Raw genomic sequence first — 17,385 nt, forward strand, 5'->3', positions numbered from 1 at the left:
GCGCCTCGCCGCGCCGCGCCGCCCTTCGTTTCACGTGAAACCGTCCTGTCTTCAGAACCATGAGCGCCGCCTGATGTGCGTCGCGTCCCCGTGGGGACACGCCCTTCGGCCAGTCATCGTGGCGTCTGATGCGCTCGTTCTGATGCATCCGAGGTAAAGACGCTCGGGCCACGACCGAACCATCGACTCAGAGGGATGGCCGCCAAGCTCTGACGCAATCGGGTTCAAACCGGTCGTGACCAGCCTGATCGTCCTCGGCTGAGAGTCGTGAGTGCATTCTGATCGAGCAGCTTGGCTTGGTCCTCTGACCTCTGCCGGCCCGCGTGTGTTCTGCCAACTCGAGATGGCTCGAGGAACCCCGTCACCCGCCGTGTCTCGGCGAGGCCTTGCGCGCCCGGCCGAAACGACGTCGTCCCTCTCGATGAGGGGGTCACCCATCAGAGTGGGACGGAGTTCCTGACCACCAGGCTCAGCCTTCACCGGCATGACGAGCGGAAAGGTCACCTCCACACGACGCCGGAGACTACGCCTGCCATGAGCGCGCACGTTCGACTGTCATCCAGGGTCCATTCGACGACCGAGCGAGCAGTGGGGTAGGCGCCTGAATGCGAGGGGTTTCACGTGAAACACTCTGAGCACGCGGTCTAAGTCACTGACGGTCTGCCTCGACAACAACAGCCCCTGCTCCAAGGAGCAAGGGCCGTCGATGTTTCACGTGAAACAGGCGACACGCGGCGCCTGTGAACGCAGCGTTATTCCTCCTGCTCGTGTCCCAGCTGGCCGAGGATGCGATCGAGATCTTGCATGGAGGCGAAGTCGATCGTGATCGACCCCTTGCGAGCACCCAACGACACCTTGACACGGGTCTCGAACCGGTCGCCAAGACTCTCGGCCACCTCGTCCAGGTGAGCCTGGTGTTTGCCCGGGGTCGACGTCCGCGTGGATTTCGGCTTGGCACTCCCACCCGCGGCGATGGCCTCGGCTGCACGCACGCTGAGGTCTTCGTTGACGATGCGATCTGCGAGACGAGCCATGAGCACCGGGTCACCTGTGCTCAGGATGGCTCGGGCGTGGCCGGCCGTCAGGACGCCCGAGGCGACCCGGCGCTGGACGGCTGCAGGCAGCCTCAGCAACCTCAAGGTGTTCGTGATCTGCGGACGACTACGACCGATGCGAGTCGCCAACTCGTCCTGCGTGATGCCGAAATCGGCAAGAAGTTGCTGATAAGCGGACGCTTCTTCGAGTGGGTTGAGCTCCGCTCGGTGGAGGTTCTCGAGCAGGGCGTCGCGCAGCATCGCGTCGTCTGCAGTGTCCTTGACGATGGCGGGGATCGTCGCCAGACCCAGCTCTTTGGTCGCGCGGAGGCGTCGCTCGCCCATGACGAGCTCGTACTGCGCTGCCCCTTTGCCGCTCTTCTTGATCGGACGGACCACGATGGGCTGCAGCACACCGACCTCGCGGATGGACGTCACCAACTCGGCGAGCTCTTCGGCGCGGAATTCGGCCCGCGGCTGCTGCGCGTTCGGGGTGATGTCCAACGGGTTGAGGTTTGCCAGGCGTGCGCCCGGCACGGCGATGAGTTCGTCGGCCGTCTGCTGCGCCGTCGGGAAGAACACGTCGACCGGGCGGTCCTGGCTCTCGTCCGAGACGGGGATGAGGGCGCCGATGCCGCGCCCGAGTCCGGTTCGCTTCGTTGCCATTACTGGGGTGCTCCTCGACGTGCTAGTTCGGCGGCCGCCTCGAGGTACGAGATCGAACCGGGGGAGTTGGTGTCGTAGCTGATGACCGTCTGACCGTAACCAGGTGCCTCGCTGATCCTGACCGACCGCGGAATCAACGTGTTCAACGCCTCATCAGGGAAATGCTCGCGGACGTCGGCGACGACCTGCTGAGCGAGGTTCGTCCGTCCGTCGTACATCGTGAGCAGGATGCTCGACACCTTGAGCTTGGGGTTCAGGTGCTTCTCGATCAGCTGGATGTTGCGCAGCAGCTGGCTCAATCCTTCGAGCGCGTAGTACTCGCACTGGATGGGGATGAGCACTTCACTGGCGGCGACGAAGGCGTTGATCGTGAGCAGGCCGAGAGACGGGGGACAGTCGATGAAGACGTAGTCGTACCGCTCGCCGGCCTCCTCGGTGGCGCTGAGGTACTCGGACAAGGCTCTGCTCAGTCGCTGTTCACGAGCGACGAGCGAGACGAGCTCGATCTCGGCACCGGCGAGGTGGATCGTGGCCGGGATGCAGAACAGCGTGTCGAACTCGGGACTCTTCTGGACGACGTCCGCGACCTCGCCGTCGTTCACCACGACGTCGTAGACGCTGGGCGTCTCGGCGCGGTGTTCCACGCCCAAGGCCGTCGAGGCATTGCCCTGCGGATCGAGGTCGATCACCAACACCTTCGCCCCACTCCGCGCCAGGGCCGCCGAGAGGTTGACGGTGGTCGTCGTCTTGCCGACACCACCCTTCTGATTGGAAACGGTGATGACCCGTGTCTCGGCAGGGGAGGGGAGGGGCTCGCGCGACAGGGCCTGCTTGCGTCGATTCAAGTCGGCGAGCTCCCGAGCCAGGGGAGTGCTTCTGTCGTCGTCAGCCGAGGAACTCACTGAAGGGGTCTCCGTATCGCCATGTTTCACGTGAAACGACCAGCCCGGAGGTGTGACACCACGCCGCTCGCAAACGGCTCGGTGATCATCGGGGATCGAAGGCCGAGTCTATCGTCAGGCCCCGACAAAGACAGGGACCCCGCGTCCGCGTGCCCGACGAGACCTAGCACCCGCGGATCGTCCTGAACGACCAGTTGGGGCATAATCCCTGGTCAGCAGGCCCTCATGCTGAGTTTGACCGCTTGATCAGTCCAGAGTCGCGACGAAGACCCGGGTCGTCTCGTCGACGAGTCCGACGCCGAGCTCACGGGCCTCGACATCGATGAGGTGATGGCGGGCGATGACCTTGCGCGCAGCAGCGATCTCGTCGTCGACCCGCGCGCCCTTCATCAACAGCAGTTGTCCGCCGGTCTTCACCAGCGGGGCGGTCAGCGGGATCAACTTGGACAGAGCCGACACCGCACGGGCGGTCGCCTGATCGAGCCAACCGTCCAGCTGTACGTCTTCGGCACGGGCACGGACGACCTCGACGTTGTCGAGACCCATGCGCTCGGCTTCGGCCGTCAACCAGTCCACGCGTCGCTCCATCGGCTCGATCAGGACGAGCGTGGCATCCGGGCGAGCGGCGGCGAGGACGAGTCCTGGCAGACCGGCACCCGACCCGATGTCGCCGACGCGGCCGGAGACCAACAGGGGCGCCAGCAGACCGCAGTTGACGACGTGGCGGGTCCAGAGACGCGGCAGCTCGAGCGGTCCGATCAGGCCGAGTTCTTCACCGTGCTGGGCGAGGTCGGCGACATAGCGGCGCACGACGTCGAGTCGGTCGCCGAAGATCGTCGCCGCGACGGCCGGCTCGACCTCGAGGGTCGACGTGTCGGTCATGTCGGTGCGCTCAGGGACGGGTGATGACGGTGTGACGGTCGCGGCCTTCGCCCTCGGACTCCGAGGTGAAGCCCCGCGCAGCCACGATGTCGTGGACGAGTTTGCGCTCGTAGGACGACATGGGCGGCAGGGAGGCCGACGTGGCACCGTCCTCGAGTTTCGCGACGGCGACGTCGACCAGGCGGCCGAGCTCGGTCTCGCGCGTGGCACGCGAGCCTCCGATGTCGAGGATGAGACGCGAGAACTCGCCTGTCTTGGTCTGCACCGCGATGCGCGTCAGCTCTTGAAGGGCATTGACCGTGTCGGGCTTCGACAGGACGCGCAGCTTCTGCTCGCCACTCGAGTCGACGGAGATGTACGAACGACCGCCGCGGACCTCGATGTCGATGTCGCCGTCGAAGTCGCAGATGTCGAGCAGTTCCTCGATGTAGTCGGCTGCGATGTCGCCCTCGTCGAGGACGTCGGCCGCGTCGTCCGAGCCGACCCGCGCCTCCTGGTCGTCGCTCGAGGCGACGGCACCGTCGTTCTCGGCGGCGGGCTCGACGATGTCGGTCGTGGAGTCGTCAGAGGTCATTTCTTGGGGCCGTTCTGCTTCTTGGAGCGGTTCTTGCCGACTGGCTGGGTGCGCTGGGTCGTCTTCGGCACGGCGGGCGCCGACTCGATCTCGGTCACGGTGATGCTGGGCAGGCCCTTGCGCTGCTGCTTGCGCGCGAGGCGCTCCTCACGCGCCAGAGCCGCCTCGCTGCCGGGCGTGGGCATGTTGCGGATGACCAAGAACTGCTGGGCCATGGTCCAGACGTTGGAGGTGAGCCAGTAGAACATGACGCCCAGGGGGAAGGACAGACCCGAGAAGACGAACACGAGGGGCAGGAAGTACAGGAGCATGCGCTGCTGCTTGAACATGGGGCTCGCCTTGGTCTCGGGCGACATGTTCTTCGAGACGATCTGCAGCTGCGTGATGAACTGCGACGCCGTCATGATGACCACCATGGCGCCGGCCATCAGGCGGACCTCCCAGGTGGTGGCACCGAGGAATGTCTCTTTCAGGGGTGCACCGAAGAGCGCCGACTCACCGAAGGAGTTCGACAACGCCGAGTTCAGCAGGCCGATGCCCACCTTCTCTTGCTGGGCGTTGTGCAACACGGTGTAGAGGCTGAAGAAGATTGGCATCTGGATCAGCAGCGGCAGGCACGAGCTGAGCGGGTTGGTACCCGTGTCCTTGTAGAGCGCCATGGTCTCGCGCGACATGGCCTCGCGGCTGAACTGGTCGCGCTTGCCCTTGTACTTGTCCTGGATCTTCTTGAGCCGGGGCGCGATCTCCATCATGCGTCGCTGGCTCTTGATCTGCCGGACGAAGATCGGGATGAGGCAGGCCCGCACCACGAGGACCAGGCCGACGATCGAGAGCACCCACGTGCTGCCGGCCGCGGTGTCCATGCCGAACGCCGTGAGGACGTTGTGGAAGCCGACGAGGATCGCCTCGACGACCCATCTCAGGGGCCAGAGGATGGTGCCGATGAAGTCCATGGTGTTCGGGTCAGCCCTTTCCGTGGCTCTGTGCGACGATGCGGCCCGCCCCGACGAGTTCGGGGGTGGTGGTGCCGGATCGCGGTGTCACGAAGCCGGACTTCGTGACGCGGTACTTCTGTGTACGGGGCTCGGGGACGTCGTCGACGCCTCCGGCTGCCCAGGGGTGACACCGGGCGATGCGCCAGCTGCCCATGGCCACGCCCCGCACGACGCCGTGCAGCTGGATGGCCTCGAGGGCGTACCGGGAACACGACGGGTAGTAGCGGCAGACGTCTCCGTAGAGCGGGGAGACGACGGCGCGGTAGACGCGGAGCACGAGGACGCACGCGTTGCGGGGAAGCAACGCGACGAACTGCACAGCTCTTGTCACGCTTTCACGCCCCTGTCGACGACCTCGGAGATATCCGACAGCAGGGTAGACCACGCAACGTCGGGGCTGCCTGGCAAGGCTCTGATCACGATGTCGAGCCCCCGGGGGAGTGTCGGCAACATCTCGTGACAGACACCCTTGAGCCGACGACGGACCGTGTTGCGGACGACCGCGTTGCCCACGGTCTTGGCCACGATGAAGCCGAACCGGACCAGGTCGTCGTCACGACGACGGACGTAAACGACCGAATGCGCCGTGCCCGACTTGCGGCCACGGCGCACGGTGGTTCGGTAATCGTCTGCGCGGACGATCCGGTTGGCCCGGGCCAACACGGAGGTGGCTACGCCGAGAGCTCGGTGCGGCCCTTGCCACGACGGGCGGCGAGGATGGCGCGGCCGGCGCGGGTGCGCATGCGGGCACGGAAACCGTGCTTCTTGGCGCGACGACGGTTGTTCGGCTGGAACGTTCTCTTGCTCATGGTGGTCCTCCAGGAAAGCGGACCAGGCCTGTTGCCACGATCCGAGAAGTCTTGTACAGCCAACGCGGCTGAAATCAACTGATTAAAAGTACGCGTGATCGGAGCCGCGGTCAAACGGCGACTTCTGGAGGCGCTTGTCCACAGTGTTGAAAACTCCGGTTGCGGACTCCACACCCGGTCGAACTAAGGTGGGTACTTCTCGCGGTACTTCCGCGTGACGACGGGGAACACGCAGCGATCCCGGCCCGAACGGCGCCAACCGATCGGTGGAGAAAGCTGTGCATAACTCGTCCCGCACTCGTACCCTTCGAACACCGGCGGGTGAACGCGACCCGCACGCGGAGGCGGTCGGATCCGTCCGCTGCCGAACCGCGAGAAAGAGACTCCCAGTGGCGCACACCGTCGACCCGGTCCAGGACCTGTGGCGTTCCGTCCTCGCGACGCTGACGACCGACGACCGCATCACGCCGCAGCTGCACGGCTTCATCAGCCTCGTCGAGCCGAAGGGCGTGCTGGGCGGCACCCTCTATCTCGAGGTGCCCAACGACCTGACGCGGGGCATGCTCGAACAACGGATCCGTGAGCCGCTGCTCGAGTCCATCGCCGGACTGGGCGACACCACGGTCTCGAGCTTCGCCATCACCGTCAACCCCGACATCACCCCCGACACCCTCACCCAGCAGGTCGAGCAGTCGGAGCCGGTCCACTACATCGAGGCGCCCTTCGTGCCGGCGCCGGTCGAGACCAGCGCGAGCGGCAAGCGGAACGACTCCCGCCTGAACCCGAAGTACAGCTTCGACAACTTCGTCATCGGGGCGTCGAACCGGTTCGCCCACGCCGCGGCCGTCGCCGTCGCCGAGGCTCCGGCCAAGGCCTACAACCCGCTCTTCGTCTACGGCGAGTCGGGCCTCGGCAAGACCCACCTGCTGCACGCCATCGGCCACTACGCCGAGACCATGTACCCGGGCATCCGCGTCCGGTACGTCAGCAGCGAAGAGTTCACGAACGACTTCATCAACTCGATCGCCAACAACCGGTCGAGCCTCTTCCAGCAGAGGTACCGCGAGATCGACATCCTGCTGATCGACGACATCCAGTTCCTGCAGGGCAAGGACAGCACCCAAGAGGCGTTCTTCCACACCTTCAACACCCTGCACGACCACGACAAGCAGCTGGTGATCACCAGCGACCTGCCGCCCAAACACCTCACCGGCTTCGAGGACCGCATGCGGTCGCGCTTCGAGTGGGGCCTGATCACCGACGTGCAGGCTCCCGACCTCGAGACCCGCATCGCCATCCTGCGCAAGAAGGCGCAGAGCGAGAAGCTGCAGATCCGCGACGAGGTCCTCGAGTTCATCGCGACCAAGGTGTCGAGCAACATCCGCGAACTCGAGGGCACCCTCATCAGGGTCACGGCCTTCGCCAGCCTCAACCGCACCGCCGTCGACCTGGCCCTCGTGCAGACCGTCCTGAAGGACCTCATCACGCTCGACGAGGACAACATCATCGCGCCGGTCGACATCATCAACCACACGGCGGACTACTTCAAGCTCACCGTCGACGACCTGTACGGGTCGTCCCGCTCGCAGGCCATCGCCACCGCCCGACAGATCGCCATGTACCTGTGCCGTGAACTCACGAGCCTGTCCTTGCCGAAGATCGGTCAGCTGTTCGGCAACCGCGACCACACGACGGTCATGTACGCCAACAAGAAGATCAGCGAACTGATGAAGGAACGCCGGTCGATCTACAACCAGGTGACCGAGCTGACCAGCCGCATCAAGCAGGACACCCGCTACAAGTGACCGGTCGGCGGGCCAGGCCGGCCCGTCCGCCACGACCGTCCCGAACGGGCGCCGACCACGTGTCGGCGCCCGTTCGTCGTCCCAGGGGGCGCCGGACGCGTCTCGAGGGGCCCTGAGGAGGCACGTTCCACACAGTGTGGATAACTTGTGGAAACTCGTGGATAACCTCGACGACGTTGTTCACGGATCCGGGGGACCTGTGGGATCCCGCTCGGCCCGGACGACCACCCATCAGGATTCTTGTCATTCCGTTCCACACCCCGTCCACAAGTCACACGCGTGTAGTTCCGTTGAGGCACGGGGTTTTAAACAGGTTATCCACACTGTGCACAACGGTTAAGACTGTTAATCCCGATTACAAGAAATTGATGGAGAGACAACCTTGTGGATCGATCCGGGCCCCGGCCCTCGGCTTTCACCCGCCGGAAGGGCGGACCCCGATGCTGTGCCACTATTAACCGGCCATCCACGAGAGCGAAGTCGATAGGGGTCCCCGCGTGAAGTTCCAGGTCAACCGTGACGTCTTCAGCGATGCGGTCTCCTTCGCCGTCAAGCTGCTGCCCCAGCGCACCACCTTGCCGATCCTCAGCGGTGTGCTGATCGAAGCCGACCCCGACGGGCTGACCCTCTCGTCCTTCGACTACGAGGTCTCCGCCCAGACGAGCATCCCCGCCGAGATCGACGAACCGGGGACGATCCTGGTCTCGGGCCGGCTGCTCGCCGACATCGCCAGCCGTCTCCCCAACGCACCGGTCACCTTCTCCACAGAAGAGAACCGCATCGCCGTCAGCTGCGGATCCGCGAACTTCTCCCTGCTGAGCATGCCGGTCGAGGAGTACCCGACGCTGCCCACCGTCGGCGACCGCTCGGGCGTCGTCCCGGGCGACTCCTTCGCCCTCGCGGTCTCCCAGGTCGCGGTCGCCGCGTCCCGCGACGACGTCACCCCGGTCATCACCGGAGTCCAGCTCGAGGTCAGCGAGAACGCCCTGTCGCTGGTCGCCACGGACCGCTACCGAGTCGCCGTCCGTGGCATCGAGTTCGACCCCGGCACCGTGGCCAGCACGACCACGACGACCGCACTCGTCCCGGCGCGCACCCTGCAGGAGGTCGGCAAGACCTTCGGCAACGCCGGCACCGTCTCGGTCTCGATCACCGGATCCGACGAGCGCGAACTCATCGCGTTCCAGGCGGACAACAAGACCGTCACCTCGTTGCTCATCAAGGGGAACTTCCCCCCGGTGAAGCGTCTCTTCCCTGACACCGTCGAGAACTACGCCGTGATCAACACGGCCGAACTCGTCGAGTCGGTCCGCCGCGTCTCGCTCGTGCTCGAGCGCGAGGCGGCACTCAGGTTCACGTTCACGATCGACGGCCTCACGCTCGAGGCCATCGGCAGCGAACAAGCGCAGGCGTCAGAGTCGATCGATGCGTTGTTGACGGGAGAGGACACGGTGGTCTCGTTGAAACCGCAGTTCCTCCTCGACGGTCTCGGAGCGGTTCATTCCGAGTTCGTCCGCATCTCCTTCACCAAGACGGAGAATCCGAACAAGCCCGGTCCCGTGCTGATCACCAGTCAGTCCTCGAGGGACCAGGCCGGTGCTGACAGCTACAAGTACCTGCTGCAGCCCAACCTCCTCCTGCGCTAAGAGCGCTCTGCACGCAACGGTGCCGCCTCCGGGCCCCACCGCCACGAACAAAGGATCCTCATGCACATCGGCCTCGTCGGTCTCGGCAAAATGGGCAACAACATGCGCGCCCGCCTGCGCGACAGCGGCATCGAGGTGACCGGTTACGACGCGAACCCCGCCGTCTCCGACGTCGCCAGCCTCGCCGAGCTCGCCACCACCCTCCCCGCCCCCCGCATCGTCTGGGTCATGGTGCCCGCGGGCGACATCACCGCCGGCGTCATCGAAGAGCTCTCGAACGAGCTCTCCGAAGGCGACCTGGTCATCGACGGTGGCAACTCGAAGTTCACCAGTGACTTCGCCAACGAGAAGCTCCTCGGCGGCAAGGGCATCAAGTACGTCGACGCCGGCGTCTCGGGCGGCGTCTGGGGCAAGGACAACGGCTACGGCCTCATGGTCGGCGGTTCCGCCGAGAACGTCGCCCTGGCGCAGCCGGTCTTCGACGCCCTGCGTCCCGAAGGCCCCCGCGAAGAGGGCTTCGTCCACGCCGGCGACACCGGCGCGGGTCACTACGCCAAGATGGTCCACAACGGCATCGAGTACGCGATCATGCAGGCCTACGGCGAGGGCTACGAGCTGCTCGAGGCCCGTAGCGACCTGATCAAGGACGTCACCGGCACCTTCAAGGCCTGGCAGCGAGGCACCGTCGTGCGTTCCTGGCTGCTCGAGCTCATGGTGCTCGCCCTCGAGGCCGACCCCAAGCTGGCCGAGATCTCGGGCTACGTGGAAGACAGCGGCGAGGGCCGCTGGACCCTCGAAGAGGCGATCAACCACGCCGTCCCGATGCCCACGATCAGCGCTTCGATCTTCGCGCGCTTCGTCTCGCGTCAGGGTGAGGGTTCGCCGACCATGAAGGCCGTCGCGGCACTCCGCAACCAGTTCGGCGGCCACGCCGTCAAGAAGGCCTAGCGCCTCCACCGGCCCGCGTGCGAGTACTGCATCTCAGCCTGACGGACTTCCGCAACTACACGTCTGCCGAAGTCAGCCTCGCGCGCGGGCCGAACCTCTTCGTCGGCAGGAACGGCCAGGGGAAGACGAACCTGGTCGAATCCCTCGGCTACCTGTCGAGTCTCGGATCCCACCGGGTGTCGTCCGATGCCGCGCTCATCCGTCAAGGACGCGACTCGGCCGTCGTCCGGGCCCGGTTGCTCGCCGACGACCGCGAACTCCTGGCCGAGGTGCAGATCAACCGGTCGTCACCGAACCGTGCGCAGGTCAACCGTGGTGCCATCAAGCCGCGCGAACTGCCGCGTTACTTCACGAGCGTCCTCTTCGCTCCCGAGGACCTGGCGCTCGTCCGGGGCGAGCCCTCGGGTCGTCGACGATTCCTCGACGAGTTGCTGGTGGCCCGGTCGCCCCGGTTCGCCGGCGTGCAGACCGACTACGACCGGGTGCTCAAGCAACGCAACACGCTCCTGAAATCGGCCCGCGCCTCCGGGGTGAAGGCCGGGCAGCTCGGCACGCTCGACATCTGGGACGAACGTCTCGTGGCCCTCGGCAGTGAACTCGTCGTCGCGCGCGACCGGCTCGCGGCGGACCTGGCCCCCGAGGTGGCTCGTGCGTACGCGGCCGTGGCCGGCGCCGACCACGCCGCGCGGTTGTCGACGGTCCTGAGCATCCGGGGCGCGACCCCCGACGACGAGACGACCGCGGCCGAGGGGCCGACCGAGTCGATCCCCGCCGACGAGGTGCCCGAGGTCTTCCGCCAGGCGCTGGCCCGCGTCAGACCGACCGAGCTCGAACGGGGCCTGACGCTCGTCGGGCCGCACCGCGACGACCTCTTCCTCTCGCTCAACGGGTTGCCCGCCCGTGGATACGCGAGCCACGGCGAGTCCTGGTCGTTCGCCCTCGCCCTCAAACTGGCTTCGGCCGCCGTGGTGCGGGTCGACTCGCCGACGGGCGACCCGGTGATCGTGCTCGACGACGTCTTCGCCGAGCTCGACGGATCCCGTCGCGAACGCCTGGCCGACGCGGTCGCCGACTACGAGCAGGTGTTGATCACGGCGGCGGTCGAGGGCGACGTCCCCTCACGGCTCAAGGCCCACACGGTCCGCATCGCCAAGGGGACGATCGTCGACGAGGCCCCCGCCGCCGGCGGCCCGGGTGACGGTGCGGTCGTCCCCGAGGCGGGCGACGACGAGCGGCCCCGTGAGGCCGACACCGAGGAGGCGCGGTGAGCGTCGACGACGCACCGCAGCCTCCGGCGTCCACGCCACCCGCGCCTCCTGAACCCGAGGCGCAGCCCGACAGCGAGGCCCAGCGGGTCTACCTGCGGTTCCGGCGGGTGTTCGGCGACCCCAACTCGCGGTCGCGCGACGCCCGCAAGCGCAAGTCGATCAAGCTGGGCTCGCCGAGCCAGCCGTTCGGCACCGGACGCGAGCCCCGAGGGATCGCCGACGTGCTGTCGGCGGTCACCAACGAACTCGGCTGGAACAGCCCGTTGGCCCAGTCCGAGCTGATGACCGCCTGGCCCGACATGGTGGGCGCCGAGTTGGCCGGCCACTCGGACCCGGTGTCGATCGACGACGGCACCCTGACCGTCCAGTGCGACTCGACGGCCTGGGCGACCCAACTCCGGTTGATGCGCACGCAGGTCACGACGACCATCGTGCAGAGGTACCCGGACGCGGGCATCCAGTCGGTGCGTTTCCTGGCACCCAACGCCCCGACCTGGAAACGCGGCCCCAGATCGGTTCCAGGGCGGGGCCCTCGCGATACTTATGGTTGACGAGGGTGAATCGTCCAAGTGCGGTGGGAAAATCCGTCTGAGGGCGGATTTCGCCCCGCGACGGACGGGCCTGCGGTAGACTCGGAAGGTCGTCCGAGGGCCGCCCAGACAGCGGTCTCGACCGGTCGGCACACCTTCGTCCCGTCCGGCAGGAGCCCCCACGCACATGTCAGCTGATCCCACCGACGCCCAGCCCGACGACACTTACGGCGCCAGTGCGATCCAGGTCCTCGAGGGTCTCGAGGCCGTGCGCAAGCGTCCCGGCATGTACATCGGCTCGACGGGTCCCCGTGGCCTGCACCACCTGGTCTACGAGATCGTCGACAACTCGGTCGACGAGGCCCTCGCCGGCCACTGCGACCACATCGAGATCACCATGCGCGAGGACGGCGGCGTGCGCGTCGTCGACAACGGCCGCGGCATCCCGGTCGACGTGCACCCCGTCGAGGGCCGGTCGACCGTCGAGGTCGTCCTGACCGTGCTCCACGCCGGCGGCAAGTTCGGCGGCGGCGGTTACGCGGTGTCGGGTGGTCTGCACGGCGTCGGCAGCTCGGTCGTCAACGCCCTGTCGAGCGAGCTCGACGTCGAGGTGCGCCGACAGGGCAACGTCTACCGTCAGAGCTTCACCGACGGCGTCCCCGTCGCGCCGCTCGCCAAGGGCGAGGACGACGACACCACCGGTACGACGATCACGTTCTGGCCCAACGCCGAGATCTTCGAGACCGTCGAGTTCGACTACGAGACGCTGCGCACGCGGTTCCAGCAGATGGCCTTCCTGAACAAGGGCCTGCGCATCGAGCTCAGCGACGAGCGCGTGCAAGAGGACGACGCCGAGCCCCGTCACGACGTCTTCCACTACGAGAAGGGCCTCGTCGACTACGTCGAGTACCTCAACACGACCAAGAAGGTCGAGACCGTCCACGACGACATCATCGCCTTCGAGCAAGAAGACACCGAGAAGAAGATCTCGCTCGAGGTCGCGATGCAGTGGAACACCTCGTACCAAGAGAGCGTCCACACCTACGCGAACACGATCAACACGCACGAGGGCGGGACGCACGAAGAGGGTTTCCGCGCGGCGCTGACCACGCTGATCAACCGCTACGCGCGCGAGAAGAACTTCCTCAAGGAGAAGGACGACAACCTCTCGGGCGACGACGTCCGCGAAGGCCTGACGGCCGTCATCTCGATCAAGCTCGGCGAGCCGCAGTTCGAGGGCCAGACGAAGACCAAGCTCGGCAACACCGAGGCCAAGTCGTTCGTGCAGAAGGTCGCCGGCTCACAGCTGAACGACTGGTTCGACCGCAACCCCAAGCAGGCCGCCGAGATCGTCCGCAAGGGCATCCTCGCGTCGCAGGCCCGTCTCGCCGCGCGCAAGGCGCGTGAGCAGACCCGCCGCAAGGGCGTGCTCGAGTCGAACGGCATGCCCGGAAAGCTCAAGGACTGCCAGAGCAAGGACCCCTCGCGCAGCGAGATCTTCATCGTCGAGGGTGACTCGGCCGGTGGCTCGGCGGTGCAGGGGCGCAACCCCGAGACCCAGGCTATCCTGCCGCTGCGGGGCAAGATCCTCAACGTCGAGAAGGCCCGTCTCGACCGTGCCCTCGGCAACAACGAGGTCCAGGCCATGATCAAGGCCTTCGGCGCCGACATCGGTGAGGACTTCGACCCCGACAAGGCGAGGTACCACAAGATCGTCCTGATGGCCGACGCCGACGTCGACGGCCAGCACATCACGACGCTGTTGCTCACGCTGCTCTTCCGCTACATGCGCCCGCTGATCGACCTCGGCTACGTCTACCTGGCGCAGCCGCCGCTCTACAAGCTCAAGTGGAGCAACGCCGCCCACGAGTACGTGTACAGCGACGCCGAGCGCGACGCGGTGCTCGTCTCGGGCCGCGCGGCCGGCAAGCGCATCCCGAAAGAGAACGCGATCCAGCGTTACAAGGGCCTCGGCGAGATGGATTACAAAGAGCTGTGGGAGACCACCATGGACCCCGACACCCGCACGCTCCTGCAGGTGACCCTCGAGGACGCCGTGGCCGCGGACACCATCTTCGACACCCTGATGGGCGAGAACGTCGAATCGCGACGCAACTTCATCCAGCAGAACGCGAAAGACGTCCGCTTCCTCGACATCTGATGCGCGCATCCGGCTGATCCGGAGCACGCCCGCGCCCCGACGAGCACCACGGGGCAGACCACGACAAACGGAGAATCATGGCCGACGAGCCGACAGACACCCCCGAGGGCATCGACGCCGAGGGAACCCAGACCTTCGCCGAGGCGCCGAAGCGCGACAGCATCGAGCAGGTCGACCTGCAGCTCGAGATGCAGCGCTCGTACCTCGACTACGCGATGAGCGTCATCGTCGGCCGGGCCCTGCCCGAGGTGCGTGACGGCCTCAAGCCCGTGCACCGCCGTGTCATCTACGCCATGTACGACGGCGGCTACCGCCCCGACCGCGCGTTCTCGAAGTGCTCGCGCGTCGTCGGTGACGTCATGGGCCAGTTCCACCCCCACGGCGACACGGCGATCTACGACGCGCTGGTCCGCCTCGTCCAGCCGTGGAGCCTGCGCTACCCGCTCGCGCTCGGCCAGGGCAACTTCGGCTCGCCCGGCAACGACGGCGCCGCCGCCCCGCGGTACACCGAGACGAAGATGGCCCCGCTCGCGCTCGAGATGGTGCGCGACATCGACGAGGACACCGTCGACTTCCAGGACAACTACGACGGTCGCACCCGCGAGCCGGCCATCCTGCCCAGCCGGTTCCCCAACCTGCTGGTCAACGGCTCGGTCGGCATCGCCGTCGGCATGGCGACGAACATCCCCCCGCACAACCTGCGCGAGGTGGCATCGGGCGCCCAGTGGTATCTCGAGAACCCGACCGCGTCGCGAGAAGAGCTGCTCGAGGCGCTCATGCAGCGCGTCAAGGGCCCCGACTTCCCGACGGGCGCGCAGATCCTCGGCGTCCGCGGCATCCAGGACGCCTACCGCACGGGCCGCGGCTCGATCACGATGCGTGCGGTCGTCAACGTCGAAGAGCTCCAGGGGCGCACCTGCCTCGTCGTCACCGAGCTGCCCTATCAGGTCAACCCCGACAACCTCGCGATCAAGATCGCCGAGCTCGTCAAGGACGGTCGCATCGGCGGCATCGCGGACATCCGCGACGAGACCTCGGGGCGTACCGGCCAGCGACTCGTCATCGTGCTCAAGCGCGACGCCGTCGCGAAGGTCGTGCTGAACAACCTCTACAAGCACACCAGCCTGCAAGAGAACTTCGGCGCGAACATGCTCGCGATCGTCGACGGCGTGCCGCGCACCCTCGCGCTCGACGGCTTCATCTCGGCGTGGGTCGACCACCAGATCGAAGTCATCGTCCGCCGGACGCAGTTCCGCCTGAAGAAGGCCGAAGCGGACGCGCACATCCTGCGCGGCTACCTCAAGGCCCTCGACGCCCTGGACGAGGTCATCGCCCTCATCCGGCGGTCGCCGACCGTCGAGGAGGCGCGTGCGGGTCTCATGGACCTCCTCGACGTCGACGAGATCCAGGCCTCGGCCATCCTCAACCTGCAGCTGCGTCGCCTGGCCGCCCTCGAGCGTCAGAAGATCCAGGACGACGCCGACAAGCTCGAGCGAGAGATCGCCGACTACCAGGACATCCTGGCCAAGCCCGAGCGTCAGCGCACGATCGTCAGCGACGAGCTCGCCGAGATCACCGACAAGTACGGCGACGACCGCCGCACCGAGATCATGTTCGGCTTCGACGGCGACATGAGCGTCGAGGACCTGATCCCCGAAGAAGAGATGGTCGTCACCATCACGCGGGGTGGCTACGTCAAGCGCACCCGCAGCGACAACTACCGCAGCCAGCACCGCGGCGGCAAGGGAGTCCGCGGTGCCCAGCTGCGTGCGGACGACGTCGTGGACCACTTCTTCGTGACCACCACCCACCACTGGTTGCTGTTCCTCACGAACAAGGGCCGGGTCTACCGCGCCAAGACGTACGAGCTGCAAGAGGCCGGCCGTGACGCGAAGGGCCAGCACGTCGCCAACCTGCTCGCCATGCAGCCCGACGAACAGATCTCGCAGGTGCTCGACATCCGCGACTACGAGGTGGCCGACTACCTCGTGCTCGCCACTCGCGACGGTCTGATCAAGAAGACCTCGCTCACCGAGTACGACACGAACCGCACCGGTGGCATCATCGCGATCAACCTGCGCGACGACGACGAACTCGTCTCGGCCCTGCTCGTCGACGAGCACGACGACCTGTTGCTCGTGTCCCGTCACGGCATGTCGCTGCGCTTCACCGCGACCAACGAGTCGCTGCGCCCCATGGGCAGGTCGACCTCGGGCGTGAAGGGCATGACCTTCCGCGACGACGACACGCTGCTCAGCGCGTCCGTCGTCGGTGAAGAGGGCTACGTCTTCGTCGTCACCGAGGGCGGCTACGCCAAGCGCACGGCCGCCGACCAGTACCGCGTCCAGAACCGTGGCGGCCTCGGCATCAAGGTCGCCAAGCTCGCGGAGGCGCGGGGCGACCTCGCCGGCGCCCTGATCGTCGGCGAGGACGACGAGGTGCTCGTGGTCCTGTCCGGAGGCAAGGTGGTCCGTTCCGCCGTCTCCGAGGTGCCCGCCAAGGGCCGTGACACCATGGGCGTCGTCTTCGCCCGATTCGCGAGCGACGATCGCATCATCGCGGTGGCCCGCAACAGTGAGCGCAATCTCGCTGCCGAGGTGGACGAGAGTGCGGACGCCGTGGCCGAGGCCGTAGTGTCTGTCGAGTCCGTCGAGTCCGTCGACGCCGACACCGAGATCCCCACGACCGACGCCACGTCGGTCGACGCCGAGTCGACCGACGACGAGGCCACCGGAACCTCCGGAGAGGAAACGAACAATGAGTAGTGTCGCCGAGAGACTGCAGAAGAAGGCGAAACGACCGTCCGGCACCAAGCAGGTCCGCCTCAAGCTCGTCTACATCGACTTCTGGTCGGTCGTGAAGCTGGCCTTCCTGATCTCCGTCGCGATCGGCATCATCACGGTCGTCGCCACCTTCCTCATCTGGGCCATCCTCAACCAGACGGGCATCTTCGACGATCTCGACGCCCTGCTGCGGGACATCCTCGGAGATTCGAGCTTCTCGATCCAGGACACCTTCAACGTCGGCCAGATCATGCTCTTCTCGATCGTCGTCGCCATCCTCAACGTGGTCGTCGGCACGGTCCTCGGGGCCATCGTCGCCGTCCTCTACAACCTGAGCGTGCGCATCACCGGCGGCCTGCTCGTCGGTTTCACCAACAACTGA

16 protein-coding genes are annotated in these 17,385 nt (G+C 66.4%); 8 read left to right on the forward strand and 8 right to left on the reverse strand.

All coding sequences use genetic code 11. The features are described from left to right. Positions 1 to 752 precede the first annotated feature (752 nt). From IFT88_RS00785 to rpmH, 8 genes are all read right to left on the reverse strand, one after another. Entirely contained in the window at positions 753 to 1,700 is a 948-nt protein-coding gene (locus tag IFT88_RS00785) for a ParB/RepB/Spo0J family partition protein (RefSeq protein WP_192118370.1), read from the reverse strand. Next, complete coding sequence (locus IFT88_RS00790) at positions 1,700 to 2,632, reverse strand: ParA family protein (RefSeq protein WP_342212035.1); 933 nt, start codon at positions 2,630 to 2,632, stop codon at positions 1,700 to 1,702. Before IFT88_RS00790 ends, IFT88_RS00785 begins: the two co-directional genes overlap by 1 nt. 216 nt (positions 2,633 to 2,848) lie before the next feature. Continuing rightward, entirely contained in the window at positions 2,849 to 3,484 is a 636-nt protein-coding gene (gene rsmG / locus IFT88_RS00795) for a 16S rRNA (guanine(527)-N(7))-methyltransferase RsmG (RefSeq protein WP_043595310.1), read from the reverse strand. Positions 3,485 to 3,494: 10 nt separating this feature from the next. Beyond that, a complete protein-coding gene (locus IFT88_RS00800) occupies positions 3,495 to 4,058 on the reverse strand; it encodes a Jag family protein (RefSeq protein ID WP_192118372.1) in 564 nt (187 codons plus the stop codon). Then, positions 4,055 to 5,011, reverse strand: a complete 957-nt coding sequence (gene yidC / locus IFT88_RS00805) for a membrane protein insertase YidC (protein WP_043595308.1) — start codon at positions 5,009 to 5,011, stop codon at positions 4,055 to 4,057. Before yidC ends, IFT88_RS00800 begins: the two co-directional genes overlap by 4 nt. A gap of 10 nt (positions 5,012 to 5,021) precedes the next feature. Then, positions 5,022 to 5,384, reverse strand: coding sequence for a membrane protein insertion efficiency factor YidD (yidD, locus tag IFT88_RS00810; protein ID WP_056228001.1), 363 nt, complete (start codon positions 5,382 to 5,384; stop codon positions 5,022 to 5,024). Further along, positions 5,381 to 5,716, reverse strand: coding sequence for a ribonuclease P protein component (gene rnpA / locus IFT88_RS00815; protein WP_054145717.1), 336 nt, complete (start codon positions 5,714 to 5,716; stop codon positions 5,381 to 5,383). Before rnpA ends, yidD begins: the two co-directional genes overlap by 4 nt. Before the next feature lie 8 nt (positions 5,717 to 5,724). Next, a complete protein-coding gene (rpmH, locus tag IFT88_RS00820; RefSeq protein WP_043595303.1) occupies positions 5,725 to 5,862 on the reverse strand; it encodes a 50S ribosomal protein L34 in 138 nt (45 codons plus the stop codon). Positions 5,863 to 6,251: 389 nt separating this feature from the next. On the opposite strand from rpmH, the gene dnaA reads away from it, so the two are divergent. The 8 genes from dnaA to IFT88_RS00860 all read left to right on the forward strand — a co-directional run bounded on the left by dnaA (position 6,252) and on the right by IFT88_RS00860 (position 17,385). Continuing rightward, the gene (gene dnaA / locus IFT88_RS00825) at positions 6,252 to 7,667 is read left to right on the forward strand and encodes a chromosomal replication initiator protein DnaA (protein WP_043595301.1); all 1,416 of its coding nucleotides are present in this window, start codon (positions 6,252 to 6,254) and stop codon (positions 7,665 to 7,667) included. A 497-nt stretch (positions 7,668 to 8,164) separates the two neighbouring features. Further along, a complete protein-coding gene (dnaN, locus tag IFT88_RS00830) occupies positions 8,165 to 9,313 on the forward strand; it encodes a DNA polymerase III subunit beta (RefSeq protein WP_192118374.1) in 1,149 nt (382 codons plus the stop codon). Between the two features lie 60 nt (positions 9,314 to 9,373). Continuing rightward, on the forward strand, positions 9,374 to 10,261 hold the full coding sequence (gene gnd / locus IFT88_RS00835; RefSeq protein WP_056228003.1) for a phosphogluconate dehydrogenase (NAD(+)-dependent, decarboxylating): 888 nt from the start codon (positions 9,374 to 9,376) through the stop codon (positions 10,259 to 10,261). Between the two features lie 17 nt (positions 10,262 to 10,278). After that, on the forward strand, positions 10,279 to 11,529 hold the full coding sequence (gene recF, locus IFT88_RS00840; protein WP_192118376.1) for a DNA replication/repair protein RecF: 1,251 nt from the start codon (positions 10,279 to 10,281) through the stop codon (positions 11,527 to 11,529). Further along, positions 11,526 to 12,080, forward strand: a complete 555-nt coding sequence (locus IFT88_RS00845) for a DUF721 domain-containing protein (RefSeq protein WP_082060004.1) — start codon at positions 11,526 to 11,528, stop codon at positions 12,078 to 12,080. Before recF ends, IFT88_RS00845 begins: the two co-directional genes overlap by 4 nt. Before the next feature lie 166 nt (positions 12,081 to 12,246). Beyond that, positions 12,247 to 14,220 (forward strand): DNA topoisomerase (ATP-hydrolyzing) subunit B, encoded by a 1,974-nt coding sequence (gene gyrB, locus IFT88_RS00850; RefSeq protein WP_043595296.1) that lies wholly within the window; start codon positions 12,247 to 12,249, stop codon positions 14,218 to 14,220. 77 nt (positions 14,221 to 14,297) lie between these two features. Beyond that, positions 14,298 to 16,985, forward strand: coding sequence for a DNA gyrase subunit A (gyrA, locus tag IFT88_RS00855; protein ID WP_082452532.1), 2,688 nt, complete (start codon positions 14,298 to 14,300; stop codon positions 16,983 to 16,985). After that, positions 16,978 to 17,385 (forward strand): DUF3566 domain-containing protein, encoded by a 408-nt coding sequence (locus tag IFT88_RS00860; protein WP_043595295.1) that lies wholly within the window; start codon positions 16,978 to 16,980, stop codon positions 17,383 to 17,385. Before gyrA ends, IFT88_RS00860 begins: the two co-directional genes overlap by 8 nt.

The organism is Frigoribacterium sp. CFBP 8751, assembly GCF_014841545.1.
Classification (GTDB): Bacteria; Actinomycetota; Actinomycetes; order Actinomycetales; family Microbacteriaceae; genus Frigoribacterium.

What these genes read in the sequence shown, in the direction of transcription:
- IFT88_RS00860 (WP_043595295.1), top strand. Translation starts at nt 16,978, where the DNA reads ATGAGTAGTGTCGCCGAGAGACTGCAGAAGAAGGCGAAACGACCGTCC.
- gnd (WP_056228003.1), top strand. Translation starts at nt 9,374, where the DNA reads ATGCACATCGGCCTCGTCGGTCTCGGCAAAATGGGCAACAACATGCGC.
- rpmH (WP_043595303.1), bottom strand. Translation starts at nt 5,862, where the DNA reads ATGAGCAAGAGAACGTTCCAGCCGAACAACCGTCGTCGCGCCAAGAAG.
- gyrB (WP_043595296.1), top strand. Translation starts at nt 12,247, where the DNA reads ATGTCAGCTGATCCCACCGACGCCCAGCCCGACGACACTTACGGCGCC.
- gyrA (WP_082452532.1), top strand. Translation starts at nt 14,298, where the DNA reads ATGGCCGACGAGCCGACAGACACCCCCGAGGGCATCGACGCCGAGGGA.
- IFT88_RS00785 (WP_192118370.1), bottom strand. Translation starts at nt 1,700, where the DNA reads ATGGCAACGAAGCGAACCGGACTCGGGCGCGGCATCGGCGCCCTCATC.
- rsmG (WP_043595310.1), bottom strand. Translation starts at nt 3,484, where the DNA reads ATGACCGACACGTCGACCCTCGAGGTCGAGCCGGCCGTCGCGGCGACG.
- yidC (WP_043595308.1), bottom strand. Translation starts at nt 5,011, where the DNA reads ATGGACTTCATCGGCACCATCCTCTGGCCCCTGAGATGGGTCGTCGAG.
- IFT88_RS00800 (WP_192118372.1), bottom strand. Translation starts at nt 4,058, where the DNA reads ATGACCTCTGACGACTCCACGACCGACATCGTCGAGCCCGCCGCCGAG.